The 23,442-nt window shown below is 49.2% G+C and carries 25 protein-coding genes; 10 read left to right on the top strand and 15 right to left on the bottom strand.

Features of this window, described 5'->3' with window-relative positions; all coding sequences use genetic code 11:
* Window positions 1-12: 12 nt before the first annotated feature.
* Complete coding sequence (gene fsa, locus C792_RS0111630) at window positions 13-663, bottom strand: fructose-6-phosphate aldolase (RefSeq protein WP_017549624.1); 651 nt, start codon at window positions 661-663, stop codon at window positions 13-15.
* 180 nt (window positions 664-843) lie between these two features.
* Window positions 844-1,701: a class II fructose-bisphosphate aldolase gene (locus tag C792_RS0111635; RefSeq protein ID WP_017549625.1), complete on the bottom strand. Its 858-nt coding sequence runs from the start codon at window positions 1,699-1,701 to the stop codon at window positions 844-846.
* A gap of 113 nt (window positions 1,702-1,814) precedes the next feature.
* Here C792_RS0111635 and C792_RS0111640 point away from each other — a divergent pair, with 113 nt between their 5' ends.
* Window positions 1,815-2,327, top strand: a complete 513-nt coding sequence (locus tag C792_RS0111640; RefSeq protein WP_017549626.1) for a DUF2529 family protein — start codon at window positions 1,815-1,817, stop codon at window positions 2,325-2,327.
* Between the two features lie 511 nt (window positions 2,328-2,838).
* Here C792_RS0111640 and C792_RS0111645 read toward each other — a convergent pair.
* The 3 genes from C792_RS0111645 to C792_RS0111655 all read right to left on the bottom strand — a co-directional run bounded on the left by C792_RS0111645 (window position 2,839) and on the right by C792_RS0111655 (window position 6,015).
* A complete protein-coding gene (locus C792_RS0111645; RefSeq protein ID WP_017549627.1) occupies window positions 2,839-4,434 on the bottom strand; it encodes a CTP synthase in 1,596 nt (531 codons plus the stop codon).
* Window positions 4,435-4,571: 137 nt separating this feature from the next.
* Window positions 4,572-5,102: a DNA-directed RNA polymerase subunit delta gene (rpoE, locus tag C792_RS0111650; RefSeq protein ID WP_017549628.1), complete on the bottom strand. Its 531-nt coding sequence runs from the start codon at window positions 5,100-5,102 to the stop codon at window positions 4,572-4,574.
* A 73-nt stretch (window positions 5,103-5,175) separates the two neighbouring features.
* Complete coding sequence (locus tag C792_RS0111655) at window positions 5,176-6,015, bottom strand: GNAT family N-acetyltransferase (protein WP_017549629.1); 840 nt, start codon at window positions 6,013-6,015, stop codon at window positions 5,176-5,178.
* 161 nt (window positions 6,016-6,176) lie between these two features.
* Between C792_RS0111655 and C792_RS14495 the strand changes: the two genes are divergently transcribed.
* Both C792_RS14495 and coaW read left to right on the top strand, forming a co-directional pair.
* Complete coding sequence (locus C792_RS14495) at window positions 6,177-7,757, top strand: BCCT family transporter (RefSeq protein WP_017549630.1); 1,581 nt, start codon at window positions 6,177-6,179, stop codon at window positions 7,755-7,757.
* Window positions 7,758-7,840: 83 nt separating this feature from the next.
* On the top strand, window positions 7,841-8,638 hold the full coding sequence (gene coaW / locus C792_RS0111665) for a type II pantothenate kinase (protein ID WP_017549631.1): 798 nt from the start codon (window positions 7,841-7,843) through the stop codon (window positions 8,636-8,638).
* Here coaW and C792_RS0111670 read toward each other — a convergent pair.
* Window positions 8,633-9,346, bottom strand: coding sequence for an ATP-binding cassette domain-containing protein (locus tag C792_RS0111670; protein ID WP_017549632.1), 714 nt, complete (start codon window positions 9,344-9,346; stop codon window positions 8,633-8,635). The genes coaW and C792_RS0111670 overlap by 6 nt on opposite strands.
* A 233-nt stretch (window positions 9,347-9,579) precedes the next feature.
* On the opposite strand from C792_RS0111670, the gene C792_RS0111675 reads away from it, so the two are divergent.
* Window positions 9,580-10,182 (top strand): hypothetical protein, encoded by a 603-nt coding sequence (locus C792_RS0111675; protein ID WP_017549633.1) that lies wholly within the window; start codon window positions 9,580-9,582, stop codon window positions 10,180-10,182.
* A 46-nt stretch (window positions 10,183-10,228) separates the two neighbouring features.
* Here C792_RS0111675 and C792_RS0111680 read toward each other — a convergent pair whose 3' ends face one another.
* From C792_RS0111680 to C792_RS0111690, 3 genes are all read right to left on the bottom strand, one after another.
* Window positions 10,229-10,645 (bottom strand): OsmC family protein, encoded by a 417-nt coding sequence (locus C792_RS0111680; protein WP_017549634.1) that lies wholly within the window; start codon window positions 10,643-10,645, stop codon window positions 10,229-10,231.
* A 74-nt stretch (window positions 10,646-10,719) separates the two neighbouring features.
* Window positions 10,720-11,937 carry an Nramp family divalent metal transporter gene (locus C792_RS0111685; RefSeq protein WP_017549635.1) on the bottom strand — a complete coding sequence of 406 codons (1,218 nt, stop codon included), beginning with the start codon at window positions 11,935-11,937 and terminating at the stop codon, window positions 10,720-10,722.
* A 47-nt stretch (window positions 11,938-11,984) separates the two neighbouring features.
* Window positions 11,985-12,926, bottom strand: coding sequence for an agmatinase family protein (locus C792_RS0111690; protein ID WP_017549636.1), 942 nt, complete (start codon window positions 12,924-12,926; stop codon window positions 11,985-11,987).
* Window positions 12,927-13,197: 271 nt separating this feature from the next.
* On the opposite strand from C792_RS0111690, the gene C792_RS0111695 reads away from it, so the two are divergent.
* From C792_RS0111695 to C792_RS0111720, 6 genes are all read left to right on the top strand, one after another.
* A complete protein-coding gene (locus C792_RS0111695) occupies window positions 13,198-13,542 on the top strand; it encodes an ArsR/SmtB family transcription factor (protein ID WP_017549637.1) in 345 nt (114 codons plus the stop codon).
* Window positions 13,533-14,846: an arsenic transporter gene (locus C792_RS0111700; RefSeq protein WP_017549638.1), complete on the top strand. Its 1,314-nt coding sequence runs from the start codon at window positions 13,533-13,535 to the stop codon at window positions 14,844-14,846. Before C792_RS0111695 ends, C792_RS0111700 begins: the two co-directional genes overlap by 10 nt.
* Before the next feature lie 17 nt (window positions 14,847-14,863).
* A complete protein-coding gene (gene arsC, locus C792_RS0111705) occupies window positions 14,864-15,283 on the top strand; it encodes an arsenate reductase (thioredoxin) (protein WP_017549639.1) in 420 nt (139 codons plus the stop codon).
* Window positions 15,284-15,389: 106 nt separating this feature from the next.
* Window positions 15,390-16,421 (top strand): NADH:flavin oxidoreductase/NADH oxidase, encoded by a 1,032-nt coding sequence (locus C792_RS0111710; RefSeq protein WP_017549640.1) that lies wholly within the window; start codon window positions 15,390-15,392, stop codon window positions 16,419-16,421.
* A 12-nt stretch (window positions 16,422-16,433) separates the two neighbouring features.
* Window positions 16,434-17,354, top strand: a complete 921-nt coding sequence (locus tag C792_RS0111715; protein WP_017549641.1) for an acetamidase/formamidase family protein — start codon at window positions 16,434-16,436, stop codon at window positions 17,352-17,354.
* Window positions 17,351-18,427 carry a glycerate kinase gene (locus C792_RS0111720; RefSeq protein ID WP_017549642.1) on the top strand — a complete coding sequence of 359 codons (1,077 nt, stop codon included), beginning with the start codon at window positions 17,351-17,353 and terminating at the stop codon, window positions 18,425-18,427. The genes C792_RS0111715 and C792_RS0111720 overlap by 4 nt, the downstream gene beginning before the upstream one ends.
* 55 nt (window positions 18,428-18,482) lie before the next feature.
* On the opposite strand, the gene C792_RS0111725 is transcribed toward C792_RS0111720, so the two are convergent.
* Genes C792_RS0111725 through C792_RS0111750 form a run of 6 tightly spaced genes read right to left on the bottom strand, consistent with a single transcriptional unit; the run spans window position 18,483 to window position 23,365 of the window.
* A complete protein-coding gene (locus C792_RS0111725) occupies window positions 18,483-19,316 on the bottom strand; it encodes an aldo/keto reductase (protein ID WP_017549643.1) in 834 nt (277 codons plus the stop codon).
* Between the two features lie 21 nt (window positions 19,317-19,337).
* Window positions 19,338-19,481, bottom strand: a complete 144-nt coding sequence (locus C792_RS14920; RefSeq protein WP_017549644.1) for a hypothetical protein — start codon at window positions 19,479-19,481, stop codon at window positions 19,338-19,340.
* A 34-nt stretch (window positions 19,482-19,515) separates the two neighbouring features.
* Window positions 19,516-20,673: an aminotransferase class I/II-fold pyridoxal phosphate-dependent enzyme gene (locus C792_RS0111735; protein ID WP_017549645.1), complete on the bottom strand. Its 1,158-nt coding sequence runs from the start codon at window positions 20,671-20,673 to the stop codon at window positions 19,516-19,518.
* Window positions 20,674-20,705: 32 nt separating this feature from the next.
* Window positions 20,706-21,233, bottom strand: coding sequence for a chromate transporter (locus C792_RS0111740; protein WP_017549646.1), 528 nt, complete (start codon window positions 21,231-21,233; stop codon window positions 20,706-20,708).
* Window positions 21,230-21,766 (bottom strand): chromate transporter, encoded by a 537-nt coding sequence (locus C792_RS0111745; protein WP_017549647.1) that lies wholly within the window; start codon window positions 21,764-21,766, stop codon window positions 21,230-21,232. The genes C792_RS0111740 and C792_RS0111745 overlap by 4 nt, the downstream gene beginning before the upstream one ends.
* A 9-nt stretch (window positions 21,767-21,775) precedes the next feature.
* Window positions 21,776-23,365, bottom strand: coding sequence for a gamma-glutamyltransferase family protein (locus tag C792_RS0111750; RefSeq protein ID WP_017549648.1), 1,590 nt, complete (start codon window positions 23,363-23,365; stop codon window positions 21,776-21,778).
* Window positions 23,366-23,442: the final 77 nt, after the last annotated feature.

Below are 23,442 nucleotides of genomic sequence, written 5' to 3' on the forward strand. Positions count from 1 at the left end.
CGGTAGCCCCGTCTATTGGTCCTTGATGCTGTTCCAGTCGTTTAAGAACTGGTCGATCCCTTTGTCTGTAAGAGGATGCCTGGTGAGTTTCTTCAGCACTTTGTACGGAATCGTCGCAATGTCCGCACCACGCAGCGCAGCACCGTGGATATGTCCTTCATCCCTGATCGATGCCGCGATGATTTCCGTATCTATTTCGTGAAGCGTAAAAATGTAATGGATATCTTCAATCAGGTCCAGCCCTTCCAGACCGATGTCATCCAGCCTTCCGATGAAAGGTGATACATAAGTCGCACCGGCGCGTGCTGCAGTCAGCGCCTGAACTGTATTGAAAACAAGCGTGACATTCGTTTTGATACCCTCTGATGCAAGTACTTTGACAGCTTTCATGCCCTCTGCAGTCATGGGAATCTTAACGACGATATGCTGATGGAGCCTGGCAAGCTCCCTTCCTTCGGAAATCATGCCCTCCGCATCGAGTGCGATGACCTCTCCGCTGACCGGACCGCCGACAAGCTCGCATATTTCAACGAGACGGTCATGGAAAGAGATCCCTTTCTCCTTGGCGACAAGTGAAGGGTTGGTCGTGACACCGGCCAGTACACCCCACTCATTTATTTCTTCAATTTCATCCATATTCGCTGTATCAATAAAATATTTCATTAATCAGGCACCTCCGAAATTTATTGGTTATTCCATTATAAAGTAGTTGGGATGGAATGGGCAACGAATTTGACGGCTTCCTTCTATGTATCCGCTTCCCATGCATGATGATGGAATTTTTGGCTGCCGGGGCAATTAAAAAGCCTGCCCCCATGGGACAGGCTCACAGCCGGTAGAAAATCATGCCTTGTTTGAAGTACCGAATTCCTTGATCTTACCCTGTACAGTCGCTTTGACAGCTTCGCGTGCAGGCCCGAAATATTTACGTGGATCATAAACTTCGGAATCATTGTCCAGAGTGTCCCTTACAGCTTTTGAAGAGGCAATCTGGTTTTCAGTGTTGACGTTGATTTTGGCAGTTCCGTAGGAAATCGCCTTTTGGATATCATTGGTCGGGATTCCCGTTCCCCCGTGGAGAACCAATGGGATATCGGACTGGTTTCCAATTTCTTCCATTTCCTTGAATCCGAGATTCGGCTCACCTTTGTAAGGGCCGTGCACTGAACCAAGTGCAGGCGCCAGGCAGTCGATGCCTGTACGTTCCACAAGCTCACGGCATTCTTCAGGATCCGCATAGATGACCCCGTCTGCGACTACATCGTCTTCCTGGCCGCCCACAACACCCAGTTCCGCTTCCACGGAAACACCTCTGGGATGCGCATATTCAACAACTTTTTTAGTTGTTGCGATGTTGTCTTCAAAAGGACCGTGGGAAGCATCAATCATGACGGAAGTGAATCCCGCCTCAATCGCTTCTACACATTTCTCATAACTGGAACCGTGATCGAGGTGGATTGCCACTGGTACAGTGATGCCAAGGTCTTCAATCAGGCCTTCGATCATTTTGACAACCGTCTTCATACCACTCATGTATCTTGCGGCACCTTCGGATACACCGAGGATGACCGGAGCATTCTCGGACTGTGTCGCCATCAGGATGCCTTGGGCAAATTCAAGGTTGTTCACGTTATACTGCCCGACAGCATAACCTTCCTTTCTTGCTTTATTGAGCATATCTTTCATTGATACTAAAGGCATTGTAAATTTCCTCCTAAAATTCGTTACTTCTAATTGATTATAGCAAAAGCATTTAATTATTAGCAATCCTTTGGTAATATTGCTGTATTATTAAAAAGAACGGAGAGAGTGCCATGGATAAGATTCTAAAGACTCAACTCGTAAATATTTACAACCATATCGATGCACAGTCAGAGGAAATAGAAATGGCTGCAAGACTCCTCGCCCAGGCCATCCACTCCGAGGGCGAAATATTCATGAAAACATTCCACGATATTAAAGGGATGGAAAAATATCTGACTGAGGGCACACTTTCCCTGCCTAAGGCAAAGCAGTTCGATGATATCTCCCGGGTCGAGACTCCAGACCGCGTACTCGTTGCCGCCGGTATGTTTGATGAGGAAGTCAAAACATTTATCGAATCACTCGAATCCGCGGGTGTCGAATTCGCCCTCATATGCAACTTCAACAAGCATGAATCTGAAAAGCTGAACCAGATCCATCATTATATAGACCTGTCATCCCCCCGTCCCCTCATACCGACGCCGAATTTTGATAAGATCGTCAATCCATACATGAGCGCCTTCCTTTATATCTATAACCATCTTTATGTACTTATAGACGAGATGACAAACGAAGATTACTGAATACCGGGGCGGGAAACCGTTCCGGTTTTTATATGCAGGAGTATTTGCGCCTCAATGGCCGTCATACATTGAGGTGAGGAGATACAGTTCGCATCACAATGATTTTTGTGCGATGATGCTAACCCTCCTGTTATCATCGTTCCGGAATCGATGATAAGCGGGGAGCTTCTCTTATCCTTGATCCACAATCGATAATAAAAGATCCGCCTAGATTATCATTGAAAACGGATCGACAATAAGAGAGGAACCACCTCTTATCACCGATTTAAAATCGATAACAAGAGAACGCCCTGCCTTATCATTGATTTGAAATCATTGATGAGAATACTGTGGCCTCTCCTCATTGATTCGCAATCGACAATAAGCGCAGCCCTCCCATTATCATCGAAATCAAATCCATGATAAGAGCCCCCACCCCTTATCCCCGAATCAAAATCGTTGGCAAGGCGGCATCAGATCCACTCAAAAAGCCCCGCAGCCGTAACGGCTGCGGGGAACGATATAATATATCCTATTTCATACTTGCCTGGATCAGACCCTGGAACAACGGGTGCGGCCTTGTCGGCCTGGACTGGAATTCCGGGTGGAACTGTACCGCGACGAAGTATGGATGATCTTTGAGCTCGATCATTTCCACAAGACGTCCGTCAGGGGATGTTCCTGAGAATACCATGCCTGCTTCTTCCAGCTGTTCTTTGTACTTGTTGTTGAACTCGTAACGGTGTCTGTGTCTCTCATCCACATTCCCCACCCCATACAATCGTCGTGCTGCCGTACCCTCTTTGATATCACACGGGAAGCTGCCGAGACGCAGTGTGCCTCCGAGGTCTACCACATCTTTCTGATCCGGCATGAGATCGATGACAGGATGCTGTGTTTTTGGATCAAGTTCGCTGGAGTGCGCACCTTCCAGTCCGGCGACGTTGCGCGCGAATTCGACTGTTGCCAGCTGCATGCCGAGGCAGATGCCGAGAAGCGGCACTTTATGTTCACGGGCATAGCGCAGCGTATGGACCTTGCCTTCGACACCACGTTCGCCGAAACCACCCGGCACGAGGATGCCGTCTGCATCTGCAAGCTCATCTTCATAATTGTTTTCATCCAGATGCTCAGAATTGATCCATTTAATATCGATTTCCGCCCGCTGTTCGTACCCGGCGTGCCTGAGTGATTCCGCCACTGATAGATACGCATCCTGCAGTGAAACATACTTTCCCACGAGAGCGATTTTGACTGTACGGTTTATCCTGCTCAGGTTGTCAAGCAGATGTTTCCAGTCTTCCAGTTCCGCTTCCTCGGTACTTCTGAGACCGAGCCTGTTGATGACAAGGGAATCCATGCGCTGTTCCTGGAGACGGATGACGATATTGTAAATGGTCTCCTCATCACGTGCCTCGATCACGCTTTCGGTATCAATATCACAGAAAAGTGCAATTTTATCGCGCATATCTTCAGCCATTTCATACTCTGAACGGACAACGATCATGTCCGGCTGTATACCCAGCCCCCTCAGTTCTTTCACACTGTGCTGGGTCGGCTTTGTTTTCATTTCACCTGCAGCTTTGATGTATGGAAGCAAAGTACAGTGGATAAACATTACGTTTTCAGAGCCCAGGTCACTTCTCAGCTGCCTGATCGACTCCAGGAATGGAAGCGATTCTATATCCCCGGTCGTACCGCCGATTTCTGTTATGACGATATCCGCATTGGACTCTTCACCGGCTTGCAACAGACGGGATTTTATCTCGTTCGTGATGTGCGGGATGACCTGCACCGTACCTCCGAGGTAATCGCCACGGCGCTCTTTCCTGATGACTTCAGAATAGACTTTTCCCGCTGTGACGTTGGAATACTTGTGAAGGTTGATGTCGATGAAACGCTCGTAGTGACCAAGGTCGAGGTCGGTTTCGGCCCCATCGTCAGTGACGAAGACTTCACCGTGCTGATACGGGCTCATTGTTCCCGGATCAACGTTCAGATATGGATCGAACTTCTGGATCGTAATGGAAAACCCTCTGTCTTTCAGCAGTCTTCCCAGTGACGCAGCTGTGATTCCTTTGCCCAGGGAAGAGACTACTCCGCCTGTTACAAAAATATATTTAGTCATTGCACTTCCTCCTGTAAAAATAAAAATAGCTCCCTTCCACACTTGGTGAAAAGGAGCCGTTCTTTACAATCCCTGTTTCAGGGAGCCCAATAAAAATAATATCACTTTTAGAAGGAAAGTCAACTGGAAACTCTGCTTCAGAGATTCGATTCATCTTCGTAGCTGTCTTCCAGTTCATCAGAGTCATCATATTCGATATTGTCATCGATTGATTCATCAAGTGCATCGTCCAGATCTTCTTCCGTCTCGACTTCATTCTCATTGATCGGTGAATCAATATTCTCCGTATCATCCTCGACCAGCCCTTTATCCTGATCGAATGCATCATCCTCTTCGTCATAGACCACGGGATCCTCATCGTCGACAGCAAGCTCGATCTTGTGTATCGTCGGTGCAATCTTGTCTGAAATATCGTCCACAGAATACCAGTCCCGGAGTCCCCACACACCGTCTCCGGTGCTCAGGAAGCGTCCATCGGTATTCAGATCTGTATAAAATTGAAGGATACGGTTCTCGATTTCCTCATCTGTGTATCCGCCCACTTGCTTGAACTTATCAATGATATCGTAGAGATTCTTTTCCCTGCCTTCATCCTCCAAATAAATATGGGACATGTCGATGAAAGAATTCTCATCCATCATTTCCTTAGTGTACTCATCCAGTCGCATCCAATTCATCCTTTCAAGTCTGGAATATCAAAAGATATCATACAGTTAAACACTATATGAATCAAGCACTAATTTAATAGTTTATATATTTCTTGTAAAGCCTGGCATTTTCATCTTCATCAAATTTAACAAACCCGACACGTTCAAACAATCTTATTTTTTCTGCAGCGTCATCCACGTTCACAGTCAGCTCCCGGATGTCAGCCATATTCCTTCTGAGAAACGTCCCCAGCTGACGCAGTGCAGTGGAAGCGATGCCCCGGTTCCGCTCTGGTGCCTCAGTATAAAGATGGATGATTCTCAATACTTCTTTATCCGCTTTGCCCTCTATATAACCTACTTTTTCTTTTTGATTCAAAATGATGTCCAACCTGACATGAGGCAGGTCCACAGACTCATCGAGCGCAAGCTTTACATTATGTACGTACTTCTGATCCAGATCCAGGTAATAAAGGCGCTCTTTGCCGATCGGTCCATCCTCTTTAGTCGCCGTATGCATGAAGCCGGCGCGTTCATACAGACTCCACGCCCCCTGATTCTCTGCATCCACCACCAGATAAAGATGATCGAGCGATGTATATTTCCCCTGGACATACTGTGGCAGTGCCATGGCAACTTTCGTGCCGTAACCTCTGCCCTGAAGTTTCTCGTTGATGGATAAAGATCTGATGTATACGACTTCATGCGGCGTATCATATCCTTCATGCTGATAGTATTTATGGAGCACAAAGAAACCTACAATCTCACCTTCCCCGTTTTCCACAACGCATGCCGTACGGTCCGGGTCACTGACTGCATCTCCCAGCACCTCCTTCGGCAGGCTGGAATAGACCTGCTGTTTCCCACTCAATTCAAATGTCTCAAGACTTACCCTGTCTGCTTCTCTGTACTCCCGGATTGTGATGTCATTCATATTGAAACCCCTTTTTGACAAGTTTTATCATTTTGTTATGATACTAACTATACCCTTGTGAATATACATTGTCACCCGATGAAAAACGTGATTGATTGCGTTTATTATACAGCAGATGGGGGTAAAGCAAAAAGAATTTGCGAAATTTAGGGGGAGAAATTTTGGACAATGACAATTTTAAAAAGAACACGGATGATGAAATCCCTAAGACGACTGAGAAGGTGAAATCCAAGCTCGGTATTGTTTTCTGGTCATCATCCAGCATCATTCTGATTGCTGCAATCATCGCAATACTTATACCCGGGAGATTCCAGGTAGCATCGGAATCTGTCTATGGATGGATTGCAAACTACTTCAGCTGGTTTTTCATGATTGCTGTCTTTGGTTTTGGTGTGTTCCTGATATTCCTTGCACTTTCACCTTACGGCCGTCTTAAATTGGGCGGAGACCGGTCAAAACCGGAGTTTTCATTCCGCTCCTGGATAGGCATGCTGTTCTCTGCAGGCCTGGGTGTCGGTCTGGTATTCTTCGGTGTGGCAGAACCGATGAGCCACTACATGATTTCGCCGTTTACGGGCGGGCCGGTTGAAGATGAAGCTGCAGCTAAAATGGCAATGGGATACTCCTTCTTCCACTGGGGTATATCACAATGGTCTATATTTGGTGTTGCTGGCCTTGCCATCGGTTATTCACAATACCGTAAGCAGAAAAACGGGCTTGTTTCCACTTCCCTTGAACCTTTGTTTGGAAGTGAATATAACCAGAAAGCGAGAAAGGCCATCGATGTACTGGCAGTAATCGCAACTGTGACCGGCATGGCCACTTCTGTCGGTCTCGGTATCATGCAGATGGATGGCGGGCTGAATATTGCATTCGGCATCCCATCAGGCGCCCTGACCCAGATCATACTTACAGCTGTCATGACAGGTCTTTTCATACTGTCCACAACAACCGGTCTGAAGAGGGGGATCAAGTGGCTGAGTAACCTGAATATGATTCTCGCTGCAGTCATCACAATTTTTGTAATGGCAGTCGGTCCTTTTACTTTTATCATGGAAAGCATCATTGTGGGTCTCGGCGACTATCTTTCAAACTATGTAGGGTATTCACTGAGGATGCAGCCTTATTCCGGCGATGTCTGGGTTCAGGAATGGACTGTCTTCTACTGGGCATGGGTAATTGCATGGAGTCCGTTCATCGGATCTTTCGTTGCGCGTGTGTCCAAAGGACGTACCATCCGTGAATATGTCCTCGGCATACTGATTGTACCGCCAATGCTGTCGTTCCTGTGGATAGGGGCACTCGGGGGAACAGCCCTCTATTCTGACTTATTCAACGGAACAAACATCGGCGAGCTTGTTCTCGAGAATGATACAGCAGCGCTTTTCGCGCTGTTCGACCAGCTTCCGATGACAGCGCTCTTCTCGGCACTGGCAATTCTGCTGATTTTCACTTTCCTGGTGACATCAGCCGACTCTGCAACTTTCATTGTGGCCGGCATGACCTCCGGGAATACTGAAAACCCTGACATACGCCTCAAAATCATCTGGGGGATACTGCTCGGACTGCTCACTGTCACTTTGATTATCGCAGGCGGCCTCACCAGCCTCCAGGCAGCGTCATTGCTTGCAGGGCTCCCGTTCGGAATCATTCTGATCCTCATGATTATATCCGTCTCCAAGTCCATGAGACGTGAACCGAACACCTCGATGGCACGCAGGCAGAAAAAAAGTCAAAGATAAAATCGCTTAATTTCGTATTAAAAAAGAGGAATGTCATTGGTATAATAAAAGCCAATGACATTCTTTTTTGCTGGAGGCTGACTATGAAAATCGGAATCGATGCAGGCGGGACGCTGTTGAAAGTCGTCTATATTGAAGACGGAAAAAGACGGTTTGAGAAAAGACCGTCCTCAGAAATAGATTTACTGATTGAGGATCTGGGTGCCTGTCACTCAGAAGATGAAATATATTTGACCGGCGGCAAGGCCGAATATATGGACGAAAATTTGAATTGCACAACCCGCATGTCCGTCGAATTCGATGCGACATACCGTGGGCTATCGAGACTCATGGAAGAACAGGGGCTGTCAATCGGACGCTTTGTCTACCTTAATGTAGGGACTGGAACGAGTTTCCACCAGGCGGATGAAAACGGACAGAAGAGGGTTGGGGGATCCGGCGTCGGCGGCGGTACACTCATGGGGCTGTCCAACCTCCTGACAGGCATGGATTCCTATGAAGACATCATCAGACTCGCCGGACAGGGCAGCAGGGATATGGTGGACCTTCAGGTCCACCATATATATGCCGGACGTCCGACCCCTATCCCGGGTGATCTCACTGCAAGCAACTTCGGCCGCGTTCTTTCAGCCGACGTCCGGAAGCTGAATGATGCGGATAAATTACATGCAGTCATCGGTCTGATTGCGGAAACGGTCACAGCAATGGGCATCAGCCTGGCGGATGGTTTTGGCACAAAAGACATTGTCTTCATTGGCTCCACCCTGCTGGGCAACGATGTGATGATAGAAATCATAGAAAGGTATGCGGGACTCAAGGGCGCAACCCCCCACATCATTAAAAACGGTGAGTATTCCGGTGCGCTTGGAGCGGTACTATAGGGCATCGTGGAATACCCATGGTCTGCCCTCCCGCCTTTCGACTGTCAGTGGAATAGAGTAGCAGTCCGAGAGCATCTCTGACGTGACATCTTCAGGGCTGACACCCTGCACTAAGACTTTACCGTCCCTCATCATCGTCATAGTATCGGCATAGGTCATTGCAAGCGGCACATCATGCATATTTGCGATGACTGTTTTTTTGGCCGCTTCCCCTTTCATCCACTTCAATATCCGGTGCTGGTACTTGAGATCCAGTCCCTGCTCCACCTCATCCAGCAGCAGGACCGCTTTTTGTTCCATCGCAACCTGTGCACACTGCACCCTTTTGAATTCACCGCCCGACAGCTCTTCCACCGTATTTTCTGAGAGAGAATGCAGATCAAACCTCTCAAGCAGACTATCTTGAAGCGAACGATTCCCTGCATCTGCAGTCAGGCTGATATATTGTCCCACACTGAGGCGGAACCGTGGGGTGTTTTGGGGAAGATAGCTCAAAAACCGATGCGTCTTCAGAACCCTTTCCCCTTCATAACATACAGCCCGTCTCTTCATCTCTTTACCACCGTATCCGATGATTCCTCTCATCATTGAGCTTTTACCGCTGCCATTCGGCCCCAGAATGACATGCAGACCCTCGCCAAAATGCATGTTTTCCACCTTCATCTGAAATTTCCCATAATCCATTTCAAGTGTGTCGATTATAAGCATACGGATCACCTCCGCTAGTATTTTATGAAACTGTCCACTATAATCATATTTAAAGGTCTGGATCTTTCTGCCAATATACAGCTCATTGGAAGACTCCGCAACGATGGGCTCATCACCCCGGGAGAGGGTCAGATGATTTCACCTACGTAATCATGCCCGCCCGTCTGCGCAGAGAGACCGAGGGATACCCGGCAGGACACAGACAACACTTAAAGGAGCAGGAGCCTGATAACATGAAGTTTTTTCTGATGCTTTCATTCATACCGTTTGCTTTCACCGCCTGCTTCGGCATGTCCGGAGACCCGGCGGATGAAAGGACAGACGAAGGATCAACACGGAAAACCCAGGAGGAGACTTCCACAGAAGAAGCACAGTCACCGCCTGAAATCAAGCCGATAGATGTTACAAGCCCCGCCTTCATTTCAAATTTCTTTAACGGCAGTTATGAATACAGGACGGTGACCGTCCACTCAAGCTATGATTACATGATGAATACCCTGGGGGAACCTTCCGGCAAAGGCAGTATTATCGATGGCACCTATTACCACTATGATCATATCGGATTCAATTTCCCGGCTTCTGCCGGAGACTCGGGGGATCTGGAAGATCTGAAAGTTGACGGCATCATCATCTTCCCGGACGATTTCTACAAATCCGATGCTGTTGAGAATTTCGGATGGCCGACGAGAGATGAAACTTCCGACTTCCGCATGATCTATGACAGTGACACGGACAACGGCTATTACGTAATGATGAACTATACACAGGAGGACCGCATCTCAGAAATCATCATACAGTTCAAAGATCTGTCAGAGACAGACTTCTATGAAAATTGACGCAAAGAAACCGGTGCCCCCCGAAAATTCGGTTGCACCGGTTTTCCTATTGTTCTTCCCCGTTCAGTTCAAGGCGGGTGACCACCTCTGCATTCAGGGAGTTGATGGCGGAACAATATTTATCCGCTGAAAGATCCACTGCACGCTGTGCAACTTTTGCTGTCACATCGCCTTTGATCCTCACCGTCAGATCCACTTTGGTAAAACTTTTGGGCTCAGTGTCCCTTCTGTCTCCGTCAATATCTATTTCAATGGACTCTATCCTTTCCATCTCACGGCGCATGATGACGCACAGGTCGATTCCCATGCATCCCGCCACGCCGTGAAGGATCATCTCCATCGGGCGGGGGCCACTGTCGTTGCCTCCCACTTGCCCCGACGCATCCATTGTCACATCATAGCCGGAACTGTCACCTGTCGAATTGAACGCCATGCCGCCCGTCCATTTTGCCTGTACTTTCATACCTGCTTACACCCTTTCTAAAAGTTCTTATATGAATTATAAATCAAAACAGCTCCGGTTTGAATCGATTCAGCCTACATAAATGCAGTCACGGCATCCACAAGGCTGTATATACCGAGGAATGAGACGACAGCCGCGACCGCCCAGCCGACTATGTTCAGCCACAGCGGGTTGATATGTTCGCCCATGAAATTCTTTTTGTTTATCACGATCATGATGAGGATTGCGATGATTGGCAGTATCAGACCATTCAAGGCCTGGGCAAACAAAAGTACCTCGAGCGGTTCCAGACCAAGCGCAGATGTAACGATACCGAGGCCGATGACCAGTGCAAACACAACTTTATACTTCGCATTGTCAAAACCGCCCTCCCATCTCATGAAACTGCTCACAGTGACAGCCGCGCCCATGGGAGAGGCCGTCGCGGAGGAAAAGCCTGCTGCAAACAGGCCCATGCTGATGAACAGTGGAGCAAACTCTCCCATCAGCGGTTCGAGCGGAGCTGCCAGTTCAACGATGCTGGTCACTTCCCTGCCGTGGATGAGGGCACCGGCAGTGATGAGGATTGCAGCAGTAATGATGCCTCCGACAGTAATGGTTATGATCGTATCCCAGCGGGACTCCCTCAGCCCCTCGGCACTGTCCCACTTCTCACTCACAGTCGTTGCATGTATGAAGAAATTATAAGGTACTACAGTAGTACCTATCAGAGCGATGATCATCAAAATCGAACCGTTCGGAATACCGGGGATGAACGCCCCCTTCAGCACTTCTGAGATTTCAGGTCCGGATACGATCATTGTCGTGATGAAAGTGATGCACATTACCGCTATGAGGAAAAGCATGAGCTTCTCGATGATCTTATAGCTGCCGCTCAAACCAAGAAGCAGGATAATTACACCGATGACCGGTGCCACATAATTTTCCGGTATGCCGAATAAGTATGATACCCCGAGGGACGTCCCGAGAAGATCCCCGCTGATATAGGCGGCACAGCCTACGCAGACTGCAATCATCACTATCCAGACCGCTGCGAATTTTAAAATGACATTATCAAAAAGGTCACGGATATTTTCACCCAGTCCCTGCTTCGTGACAATACCTATCCTTGCCACCATCTCCTGAAGGATGATTGTAGCGAGAATAGAAAATATGATGGCCCAGAGCAGCGCAAATCCGAAACCTGCGCCGGCCCGTGTGGCTGTAGTTACTGTGCCGGGACCTATGAAGGATGCTGTTACAATTGCCCCCGGTCCGAACATCTTCAATTTTTCTTTGATTTGTACAAACATTTCTTCCTCACCCCTGTTAAAAAAGGAAGGGTTTCCCCTTCCTTCACTTATTTATGATGGGTACCGTGTATATGCCCTGCAAGTACATAAAGAACTGCAGTGGACACGAAGTGCGCCGAATTCTGGTTGGTATCCTGCTGCGGATAGACTTCAACGAAGTCCATGCCGCAGAGACCGCGTTTTGCAAACTCATAGATCATTGTCAAAAGCTCATATGAAGTAAGTCCATTGCCGTCCACCGGACCACCCGGATTAAAAGCAAAATCAAGGACGTCACTGCAGATGGTAAGATAGACCACATCAACATCCTTTGCAGCCATATCATATATCTCATTGGCATAGGCCCTTAAGTCTTCTGCTTCCCTGATATCATTAATCGTCAGTGTAACAGCGCCGTTCTCCCTGGCATACCTCCCTGTCTCCGGCTTATTGCGCGGCCCTTTGATCCCTGTATGGATGAGGCTCTCATTCCTCACACCTTCGGTTTCATAGAGACGCATGAACGGCGTACTGCGTGCAAATTTATCACCTTCATGGTGCGGCATATTATCATAATGTGAGTCCAGATGGATGATACCCACTTTTTTACCCGAGTTTGTCAGTGCTTTGACAACTGGATAGGTGATGCCGTGATCTCCGCCGAGGCCGACAAGGAACTTCCCTGAATTCCACAGTTCCTCAGTAAATTCTTCGATACGCTCCATCGTTCCCGGGACGTCGTGGGGGATGACGCTCACATCCCCCACATCACCGATGGCCATATGATCCTCCACATTGATGTGATCTAGTTCCGGCAGATATGTGCTGTATCTTGCGGATGAAAGCCTGATCTGTTTCGGCCCCAGTTCACTGCCCGTATAATCGCCCCATGTGCATGCACCTTCCCATGGCACCCCGTAGACCAGTACATCCGTATCATAGGCATCCGCACCTGTCAGATTTTTTCCGCCGAGCATCGGGGGAGTGTTACCATAAATATTCGAACTCATTGATGATTCCTCCATTTAATAAGTATTCACACAACACAATAAACTTCTAACCTCTCCACTCCCGATGTAAACTTTTATTTTAAACATCTTCAATATCCGTCGGTCTGAAACGTAGCGGACCGCTGATCAGGCGAAAGCTCCGCTGCGTTTCCATTTAAGATAATTCATGCCTAGAACCACAATGTACTTTACCCCATTGACCATATAACCATTCGCTTATATAATGATTTTTGCTACATGAATATTATCTGTATAGAATGGGGCATGAAAATTGGAAAAAATTAAAAGCAATATTTCAGAAACCGCGGAACTATTTAAAATCCTCGGTGACACATCCAGACTTTCCATGATTGCCATGATGAACCGGAAAGAGTGCTGTGTATGCGATTTTACCGAATGTTTCGGGATGAGCCAGCCGGCAGTAAGCCAGCATTTGAAAAAACTGCGGAATATCGGACTTGTAAAAGCCAGAAGAGATGGATACTGGACCTATCTTTCACTCGATGAAGGAAGCAGGTTCTATGACATTGTGCCTTATCTCATCAGAGGCATACCTGAAATTGATGAACATGTCGATCGGCTGTTTTCAAAATGCGAAGAGGGGTCATGCTGCTGATGGATAATTTCACTGCTGTAATTGCCATAATCATATTTCTCGTCACTTTGTTCCTCGTCATCAGACAGCCCAAGGGGCTTGGCATCGGATGGTCCTCCTGTGCCGGTGCACTCGTCGCCCTGATTTTCGGTGTCGTCAGTTTCGGTGATGTCGGCACTGTCTGGGGTATTGTGTGGAATGCAACACTTACCTTCGTTGCAGTAATACTGATTTCACTCGTATTGGATGAAATCGGATTTTTCGAATGGTCGGCTCTTCACATGGCACGGATTGCCAACGGAAGCGGTCTGAAGATGTTTGTCTATATCATTCTTCTCGGCGCAGTTGTTGCCGCATTATTTGCAAACGACGGTGCTGCGCTGATTTTGACACCTATAGTACTTGCGATGGTCCGGAACCTCAATTTTACGGAAAAGATGGTCATGCCATTCATTATGGCGAGTGGCTTCATCGCAGATACCGCATCACTGCCCTTTGTTGTCAGCAATCTTGTAAATATCGTCTCGGCGGATTTCTTTGGCATCGGTTTTATGGAGTATGCATCACGGATGGTTGTCCCCAACTTATTCTCCATCATGGCAAGCATCATTGTACTATACATCTTTTTCAGAAAAGATCTTCCATCTGATTATAATGTCAATGATCTTAAAGAGCCTGTTGAAGCGATACGCGACCGCAGACTTTTCAACTGGTCCTGGCTGGTACTCACACTTCTGCTCATCGGCTATTTTATGAGCGAGCCGCTTGGGATTCCTGTGTCGGCCATCGCAGGAATCATTGCTTTGTCCTTTGTCTTCATGGCCAGGAAAAGCGACGCGGTTCCGGTCCGACAGGTAATTAAAGGAGCCCCATGGGATATTGTGTTCTTCTCCCTCGGTATGTACGTTGTGGTGTATGGCCTTCAAAATGCCGGCCTGACAAACCTCCTCGGGAAGTTCATCGGACTCGCAGCCGATCAGGGGCTATTCGCCGGCACGATGGTGATGGGTTTTACCGCCGCGATATTATCCTCTGTAATGAATAACATGCCTACTGTCATGATTGATGCCCTGGCCATCGCGGAATCAGGGGCAGCGGGACTCGTCAAAGAAGGACTTATATACGCCAATGTAATCGGTTCGGATCTCGGACCGAAAATTACACCGATCGGTTCACTCGCTACACTGCTTTGGCTGCATGTGCTCAAGAAAAAAGGTGTCCGTATTTCATGGGGCTACTACTTCAAAATAGGTCTGCTGCTTACACTCCCTGTCCTTTTCATCACTCTACTCGGACTGTTTGCATGGCTGTTGATAATTTCTTAATTAAAGGAGACTGTAATATGTCAAAACCAATCGTTTATTTTCTATGTACCGGAAATTCCTGCAGAAGTCAGATTGCCGAAGGGTTTGGCCGTAAATATCTCGACGGACACTACGAAGTGTATTCTGCAGGGATCGAAGCCCATGGCATGAACCCTAAAGCAGTATCCATCATGGAGGAATCCGGCATTGATATTACCGGACAGGAATCGAGTGTCATTGACAGGGAACTGCTCGACAGGTCGGATTACGTCATCACACTCTGCGGAGATGCGGATGATAATTGTCCAGTGACACCTCCGCATGTAATGCGTATGCACTGGGGTTTCGAAGACCCGGCAAAAGCGTCCGGTACGGACGAAGAGATTCATGCCGTCTTCAAAAACGTCAGGGATGCAATTGAAGAACGGATCCTCACGTTCAAAGAGAACGGAAGATAACTTACCCTCCATCCCGGAGGGATTTTTATTGCCGGCCGAGCCTTTATCTTTGATGTTTAACCCAGTTTCCGTAACAATAAAATTAACATTAAAGGAGGAATCTCTGATGTCAACATTATTTGAACCCTACAAGATCAAGAACCTCACACTCCGCAACCGCGTGGTCATGGCGCCGATGTGCCAGTACAGTGCAGAGGACGGCATTCCGAATGAATGGCACTTCACCCACTACACCTCCCGTGCAGTCGGCGGCACAGGCCTGATCATGATGGAAATGACTAATGTCGAAGAGCGCGGAAGGATTACCGATCACTGCCTCGGCATATGGTCGGACGGCCACGTCCCCCACTACAAACGGATAGTCGATGCCTGCCACAGGCAGGGGGCGAAAATAGGCATCCAGCTTGCCCATGCCGGACGTAAGGCCCAGGATGCGCCGGAACCCGTATCCAGTTCTGCGATTGCATTCAGCGACAGATTCAAAACACCCCATGCACTTACCACCGATGAAGTCGATGAGATGGTCGATGCCTATAAATGGGGTGCGGTGCGTGCTGTCGAGGCAGGGTTTGACACTATTGAAATCCACGGGGCCCACGGCTACCTGATCCACCAGTTCCAGTCCCCCCTCAGCAATAAAAGAGACGATGAATACGGACAGGACTACGCTCTGTTCGGGGTCCGGGTAATCGAAGCGGTCAAGTCCGTCATGCCGGAGGACATGCCCCTTGTCATCAGGATTTCCTCTGTGGAATACGCTGAAGGCGGGTATGATCTCGAGCACGGCATTGAACTTGCCAAACGCTATACGGAAGCGGGCGTGGATATGATCGATGTTTCCGCCGGCGGGGAAGGCACACCATCCAAAGAGCGCTTCCAGGGACCCTACCCCGGCTACATGGTGCCTTATGCAAGAAGGATAAAAGAGGAGACAGGCACCCCTGTCATTGCCGTCGGACTGCTTGAAGATGTCAATGTCGCCGAACACGTCATCGCTTCCGGAGATGCCGACCTTACAGCAATCGGCCGCGGACTGCTCCGTGATCCCTACTGGGTGATGAATGCAAACCGCAAACAGAATCCGGCGGATAGATCATTCATCCCCGAGCAGTACGACAGAGGTTTCAGAAAGATTTAAAGGGGTGTTTTTGTGCAGCATCAATTGGACAGTTCCCATCTATACTATGAAATGTCCGCAACTATCGCACCGGCGCTCGAAATCGATGCCGGAGACACTGTACATATTCATACAGTGGACTGTTTTGAAGATCAGATCACCTCACCCGATATGGATTTCGGCACTGTCGACTGGAGCCGCCAGAACCCGGCCACAGGCCCTATTTTCGTAAGAGGCCTCTCTGCCGGTGATGTTCTCAAAGCCTCTGTCGAAAAAATCGAACTGGGGGACAGAGGCCTGGCAACTGCCGGACCACAGGGCGGTGTCATGAAAGATTATATCGAGGAACGCCACGTTAAATTTTTCGACCTTGATAAAGAAAATAATACAACGGAATTCAACGGAATGACGGTGCCCCTCAGCCCCATGATTGGCGTCATCGGCACTGCCCCGGCCGCAGGTCGCGTGCCGAACAGTACACCGGGAGCCCACGGCGGCAATATGGACTGCAGCAAAATGACTGAGGGCGCTGTGCTTTATCTCCCGGTTTTCCATGAAGGGGCACTGTTCGGGCTCGGTGATGTTCACGCAAAGATGGGCGATGGCGAAGTGGGCATCAGCGGACTGGAGACGGCTGCCAGAGTGACAGTCAGACTGGAGAAAGCATCGGGCATCAGTACAAATCATCCTGTCCTGATTGATACAGAAGGCCTGAATATGATGGTTTCGCATGAATGCCTGGACGAGGCGGTGGATGACTCAGTCAGGCAGATGATCAAACTGCTCCGGCCACACACCGGCCTGTCACTGCCGGAAATTGCGATGCTGATGAGTCTGATTGGTGAGACACAGATCAACCAAGTCGTCGACCCATTGAAAACCGCACGCTTTTTTGTCCCCCATTATTTGTTGGAGCACTACTCGATCGATCTTGGCGGGGAGATGAAATTATGAAAATTGTCCTCGCCCCCGATTCATATAAAGGAACACTGGACCAGAAAAAAGCTGCGGACATCATGGCACGCACACTTACAGACATTGGCCACCTGCCCATCACCAAACCGATGAGTGACGGCGGGGACGGCCTGCTGAATTGTTTTGTCGATGAAGGTTATGAAAAGATTGATCTGAATGTCACCGGGCCTGAAGGAAGTACGGTGCCGGCAGTCTATTATATGAAGGAAGATACGGCAATACTCGAAACCGCAGAGGCTTGCGGACTGCATCTTTTGACGGGCTCTGAGCCCGGTCGCCGCACCTCGTTCGGTGTCGGGGAACTCATGCTCAATGCCCTCGACCGGGGTGCACGCCACATCATACTGGGCCTTGGCGGTTCCGCCACCAACGACGGCGGTTTCGGCATGTTCATGGCACTCGGCGGCATGGCAAAGGATGCGTCGGGAAAACCTGTATCTGTAATGAATGAAGATATAGGAAAGATTGATGAACTGTTCATCGACAGCCTGCGAATGCTGGATGGCGTGAAGATGACGATTGCCTCGGACGTCACCAATCCATTGTTCGGTGACTACGGTGCAATTTCCGTATTCGGACCGCAAAAAGGTCTGAAACCTGAACAGATCAGCCCGTTTGAAAACATGCTCGTCCATCTGCACCATAAGGCAATGGATATATTCAAAGAAGACCACAGCAGTACACCGGGTGCCGGTGCAGCCGGCGGGCTCGGCTGGATGCTTGCGAACATGGGTGCAAACATGAAGAATGGCGGCACGCTGATTGCAGAAATGATCGGCCTTGAAGACGCCGTCAAAAAGGCTGACCTGATCATTACAGGGGAAGGCAGGAGCGACATCCAGACGATGGATGGCAAAGCCCCTTCGGTTGTAGCAGAATGTGCAGACAGGTATGGTGTGCCGGTCTACCTTATATCCGGCCAGATTACCGAAGACCTGTCGGCACATTTCGCACAGACCTGGTCCCTCGCAGATGACAGCAAAGATGTCAATGAAGTCATGGAGAATACTGAAGAATGCCTTGCAGAACTGATCAGGAGAATATTCGGATGAATTTCAAAAAGTGGCCGGGAGGAATATCCCGGCCACTTTTCCACGGACGCGCGCTTCAGTCATCAAAACTGAAATTGTCCGGATCTTTCCCCAGCCTTTCATGCGTATCCAGAGTATCCAGACGTTCCATGTCACCTTCTGTCAGTTCAAAATCAAAAATATCGATGTTCTGCCGTATACGTCCTGGTGTCACTGATTTCGGTATGGTGGATACACCTGTCTGGATATCCCATCTCAGCACGATCTGTGCAGGTGTTTTGCCGTACTTTTCGGCGAGTTCCCGGATAACGGGATCGCCGAAGAACGCCCCGCGTTTGAGCGGTGCCCATGCTTCGAGCTGAATTCCATGTTCATCACAGAATGCCCGCATTTCCTTTTGGGCAAGCTGAGGATGATATTCCAGCTGGTTGACCATTGGGGTTACCGTCGCGAATCTGAATATTTCCTCAAGATGCTGACTGTGGAAGTTGCTCACACCGATCGCCCTCACACGTCCATCTTTGTAGAGCTTTTCCAATGCCCTCCATGATTCTGTATACTTCCCTTCAATCGGCCAGTGGATGAGATAGAGGTCGAGATAGTCCATCTGCAGTTTTTCAAGACTTGTTTCAAAAGCCTTCAGTGTCTCTTCGTAGCCCAGATCATCATTCCACACTTTTGTCGTGATGAAGAGTTCTTCACGTGAAACATCCGATTTCTTCAGGACGTCCCCCAGTGCTCTTTCATTCTCGTAGAAAGCGGCGGTGTCGAAATGGCGGTACCCTGCCTCAAGTGCTGTTCCAATCGTTGCCGCCATCTGCTCTTCCGGAATTTTATATACACCGAATCCGATTACCGGCATTTTCACACCGTTATTCAATTCATAAGTATCCTGCTGTGAAATCGTCATTTTTGAATCCTCCTTCATATTTTAATCCAGCCTGAATGATCGGACGTGAAATTTCTTCACTGAACTTCTTTTTAGCATCCTTGTGATCGTATCACCGGCTCTGTGGGTTTCTTCGGGCGGAATACCCTCCATCAGCGATGCCAGTATGCTGAACAGATCATTCATAGGTGTTTTTTACCTCTTCGTTTGTAGCCGTTTCTCACCTCTTTTTACCATTCAAAAATTTCTCCATGCGGTCGGCTGCTTCTTCAAGATTCTCCATGCCTGTCGCAAATGAAATTCTTATATGCCCCTCTCCGTATTCTGAAAATGCGGCACCGGGCACGACGGCGACACCTGCTTCTTCAAGCAGTTCCACCGCGAAATCGAATGAGCTTTCATTGTACCCTTTGATCGACGGGAATATATAGAACGCCCCTTCAGGCAGTACCGTTTCAAGGCCCATATTCACAAGGCGTCTGTAAATGTAATCCCTTCTCTCTTTGTACGCAGCATTCATTTCCGCCGGTGCGTCCGCAGCACCCGTCAAAGCCTCAAGCGCCGCTATCTGGCTCGGCATACTGGCGCACAGTGTGTTGTACAGATGGACGAGCGTCAATTTCTCGATCATTTCGGCACTGCCCAACAGCCAGCCGATACGCCATCCTGTCATCGCATGGGATTTGCTCAGACCGTTCACAGCGAGCAGTCTGTCCTTGATCGCAGGGTAGGAAGTGAATGAATGATGTTCCCCGTCCAGAGTATTTTCTGCATACATTTCATCCACAACGATGAAAATATCGTGTCTCTTGAACAACTCCACAAGTGAAGCCACCGTTCCTTTGGGATAGACTGCACCTGTAGGGTTGTTCGGATAGTTGAGCAGCACCGCCTTAGTCCGTTGTGTCATCGCGGCTTCGAGCTTTTGGGCGGTGGGAATAAACCCCGTCTCCGTGGTATCGACCAGCACCGCAGTGCCACCGAGCATCGTGACGATGGGTTCATAGCCCGTATAGACCGGGGCCGGCATGATGACTTCATCCCCGGGGTTGATGATTGTCCGGAAAATCGTATCGAGCGCCTCGCTCCCGCCGTTCGTCACAATGACTTCATCAGACGGCTCATATTCCGCCGTATATTTATCTTTGTAGAAATCCGTGATTGCTTTGCGCAGTTCCATCATCCCGCGGTTATGCGAGTATTTCATGGGCTCATTGTCCACTGCCTGCATCACACGATCTCTGACTGCCTGCGGCACAGGGAAGTCAGGCTGGCCAAGTGTCAGGTCGATAATTTCAGTTTGTCCGGCCACCCGATTCGCCATCTGTCTCGTCCCCGGCAAGCCTACATTTTTCAATAGTCTGTTCAATTCAGGCACATTCATCCTCCTTTAATACTCAGTATATCTTTTTACAGCAATATTGCTCCGTACACGAGACCGAAAACGATCACCAGTGCAGGATGTATATTGAATTTCTTCAGCATTACAAAGCTCGCAGCCATCAGAATGACAGTGTGGACTGTCCCTGATTCAACGAACGAACCGGCGAAGAAATCGAATGCAATCACACCGAGCAATATGGCGATGACCGGCCTGATCAGCGTCGTCAGTGTCTCGAACTTCTTCGTCCCTTTCATCTTGTACAGGACGCCCGCCAGAAATACCATCAGCATGAGTGACGGCAGCACTGTCGCACCCACCGCCACCACCGAGCCGAAGATTCCCCCGACTTCGAAACCGATATAGCCGGCCATCTTTGTCGCAATCGGGCCGGGCAATGCATTGCCAAACGCCAGCACCTCCGCGAATTCCTGTGAAGTCATCCACCCGTAGTTCTGCACGACCTCTTCTTCAACAAGGGGAATGGAGGAGGGGCCACCGCCGTAACCGAGTACGCCGGGGATGAAAAATGCAATGAATATCTGCAGATATATCATATTCTCCCTTCCTTCCTGAACAGGCTGAATGCGACGATCACCAGGATGACTATCGCAGGATGGATATCAAGTACGGCGAGCAGCAGGAACGACAGGATGGTGAAGAGGATGATGAATCTCCATGTCGTCTTCGCTTTCGCCTTCTCCAGAAATTCATACGTCAGTATGATGAGCATGACACCGACTACCGGTATGACCCCATGGCTCATCCCCTGCACCCAGTCCAGATCCTTGAACTCCGCAAACAGTTTGAGCAGGGCAATCATCAGGATGATCGTCGGCAGGATTGCTGCCAAGACTGCGTTCAGCATGCCCAGCCACCCCTTTTTAACGAAACCGATATAGCCGGCAAGCTTGGTGATGATGGGACCGGGCAGTACATTGGCGATTGCCAGCGAGTCCTGGAACTCCTCATCCGTCATCCATTCATATGTATCCACGACTTCTTTATGAACCAGCGGAATCGAGGCGGGTCCGCCACCGTATCCCAGCATGCCCACTTTGAAAAACGCCCAGAATATCTTCATCTGCATAATTTTCACCTAATATATAGAAATTGAGCCATCAGTGCGGGATTCGCTGCCTCCGATCAGGACGCCATTCCTCCCGCGGATGATGATCTGTCCCCGGCCGAAGCTGTTCGGTTCCAGATTCACGCTGACTTTATGGCCGCGTCTTGCGAGCGCACGTGCAATATCATGGTCGAAACGATCCTCCACTTCAACTTCGAGCCCCGACTTGAACTGCCACCTCGGCGCATCCAGGGCACTCTGCGGATTCATGCCGTAATCGATCAGATTCATCGCCACCTGAAGGTGCCCCTGCGGCTGCATGAAGGCACCCATGACACCGAATGGACCGACCGGCCTGCCGTCTTTTGTGATAAAACCCGGAATGATTGTATGATACGGTTTCTTACCGCCGCCCACACAGTTCGGATTATCAGGATCCATTGAAAAATTATACCCGCGGTTATGTAACGCAAGGCCCGTGCCCGGGACCACCACACCCGATCCGAAACCCATGTAGTTGCTCTGTATATAGGAGACCATGTTTCCGTATCCGTCAGCCGTGGCCAGATACACTGTTCCGCCCTGCGGGAGGTCACCGTGTTCCCTGAGGGCAGCCTCCTCGCCGATTTCCGCGCGCCGGGATCGCAGGTAATCATCATCGAGCAGCTCTTCTGCCGTCAATTTCATAAAGTCTTCGTCCGCCACGAATGCCGTCGTATCGGCAAAAGCCTGCTTGATGGCTTCAATCTGACAATGATACGCGGCATCATCCAGATGGCTGAATTCATCTCCCTTAAGCATGCCGAGTGCCATAAGGGCTGTTATTCCCTGTCCGTTCGGGGGGATTTCATGAATGTCGTAACCTTTATATGCCACGCTGAGCGGATCGACATAATCCACTTCAAACCCTTTGAGATCTTCATGTGTAAGCAGCCCGCCGGATTTTTTACTGTATGACACGATTCTATCAGCCAGCGCCCCTTCATACACACTCCGGGCATCCGTCACTGCAATATCTTCGAGCGTATCGGCATGTTGCGGAAGTGTTCTGATTTCCCCGGCTGTCACTGTACCGAAAGTTTCCAGCCATGGCCGGATCTCTTCGAAATTATCCACTTCCCTGCTGAAGTTATCATATGCCGTCCGCCAGTATCTCGCAACGGTCGGTGTAATTGCAAAACCATCCCTTGCCGCACGTATGGCGGGAGCAAGCACCTCATTCAACGTCAGATTGCCGAACCTGCCTATGAGACTTGCCCAGGCTGCAGGCACCCCCGGCACGTTTACAGGCAGCCAGCCGTACTTGGGCATGCTGTCGTAACCTTTTGACTTGATCGCCTCCATCGACAGCCCCTTTGGGGAACGGCCGCTTGCGTTCATGCCGTGCAATCTGCCGTTCATCCAGGCGATCATGAAAGCATCCCCTCCGATACCATTGCTGGTGGGTTCCACCACCGTAAGAGCGGCCGCTGTGGCAACTGCCGCATCCATTGCATTTCCGCCGCGCTTCAACATATCTATTCCCGCTTCAGTTGCCACCGGGTGTGTTGTGGCAACCATTCCGTTTTTGGCATAGACACTGAAGCGTCTGTTCAAATAGGGATATTTATAATGATCCATCCCCCTCCACCTTTCTGAAAATTCAATCAAAAAATAATATAAGTGAAGCCCTGCATTCCCCGCAGGGCTTCACTGAA

The sequence above is a fragment of the Salinicoccus carnicancri Crm genome (genome assembly GCF_000330705.1).
In the GTDB taxonomy this organism is placed as follows: domain Bacteria; phylum Bacillota; class Bacilli; order Staphylococcales; family Salinicoccaceae; genus Salinicoccus; species Salinicoccus carnicancri.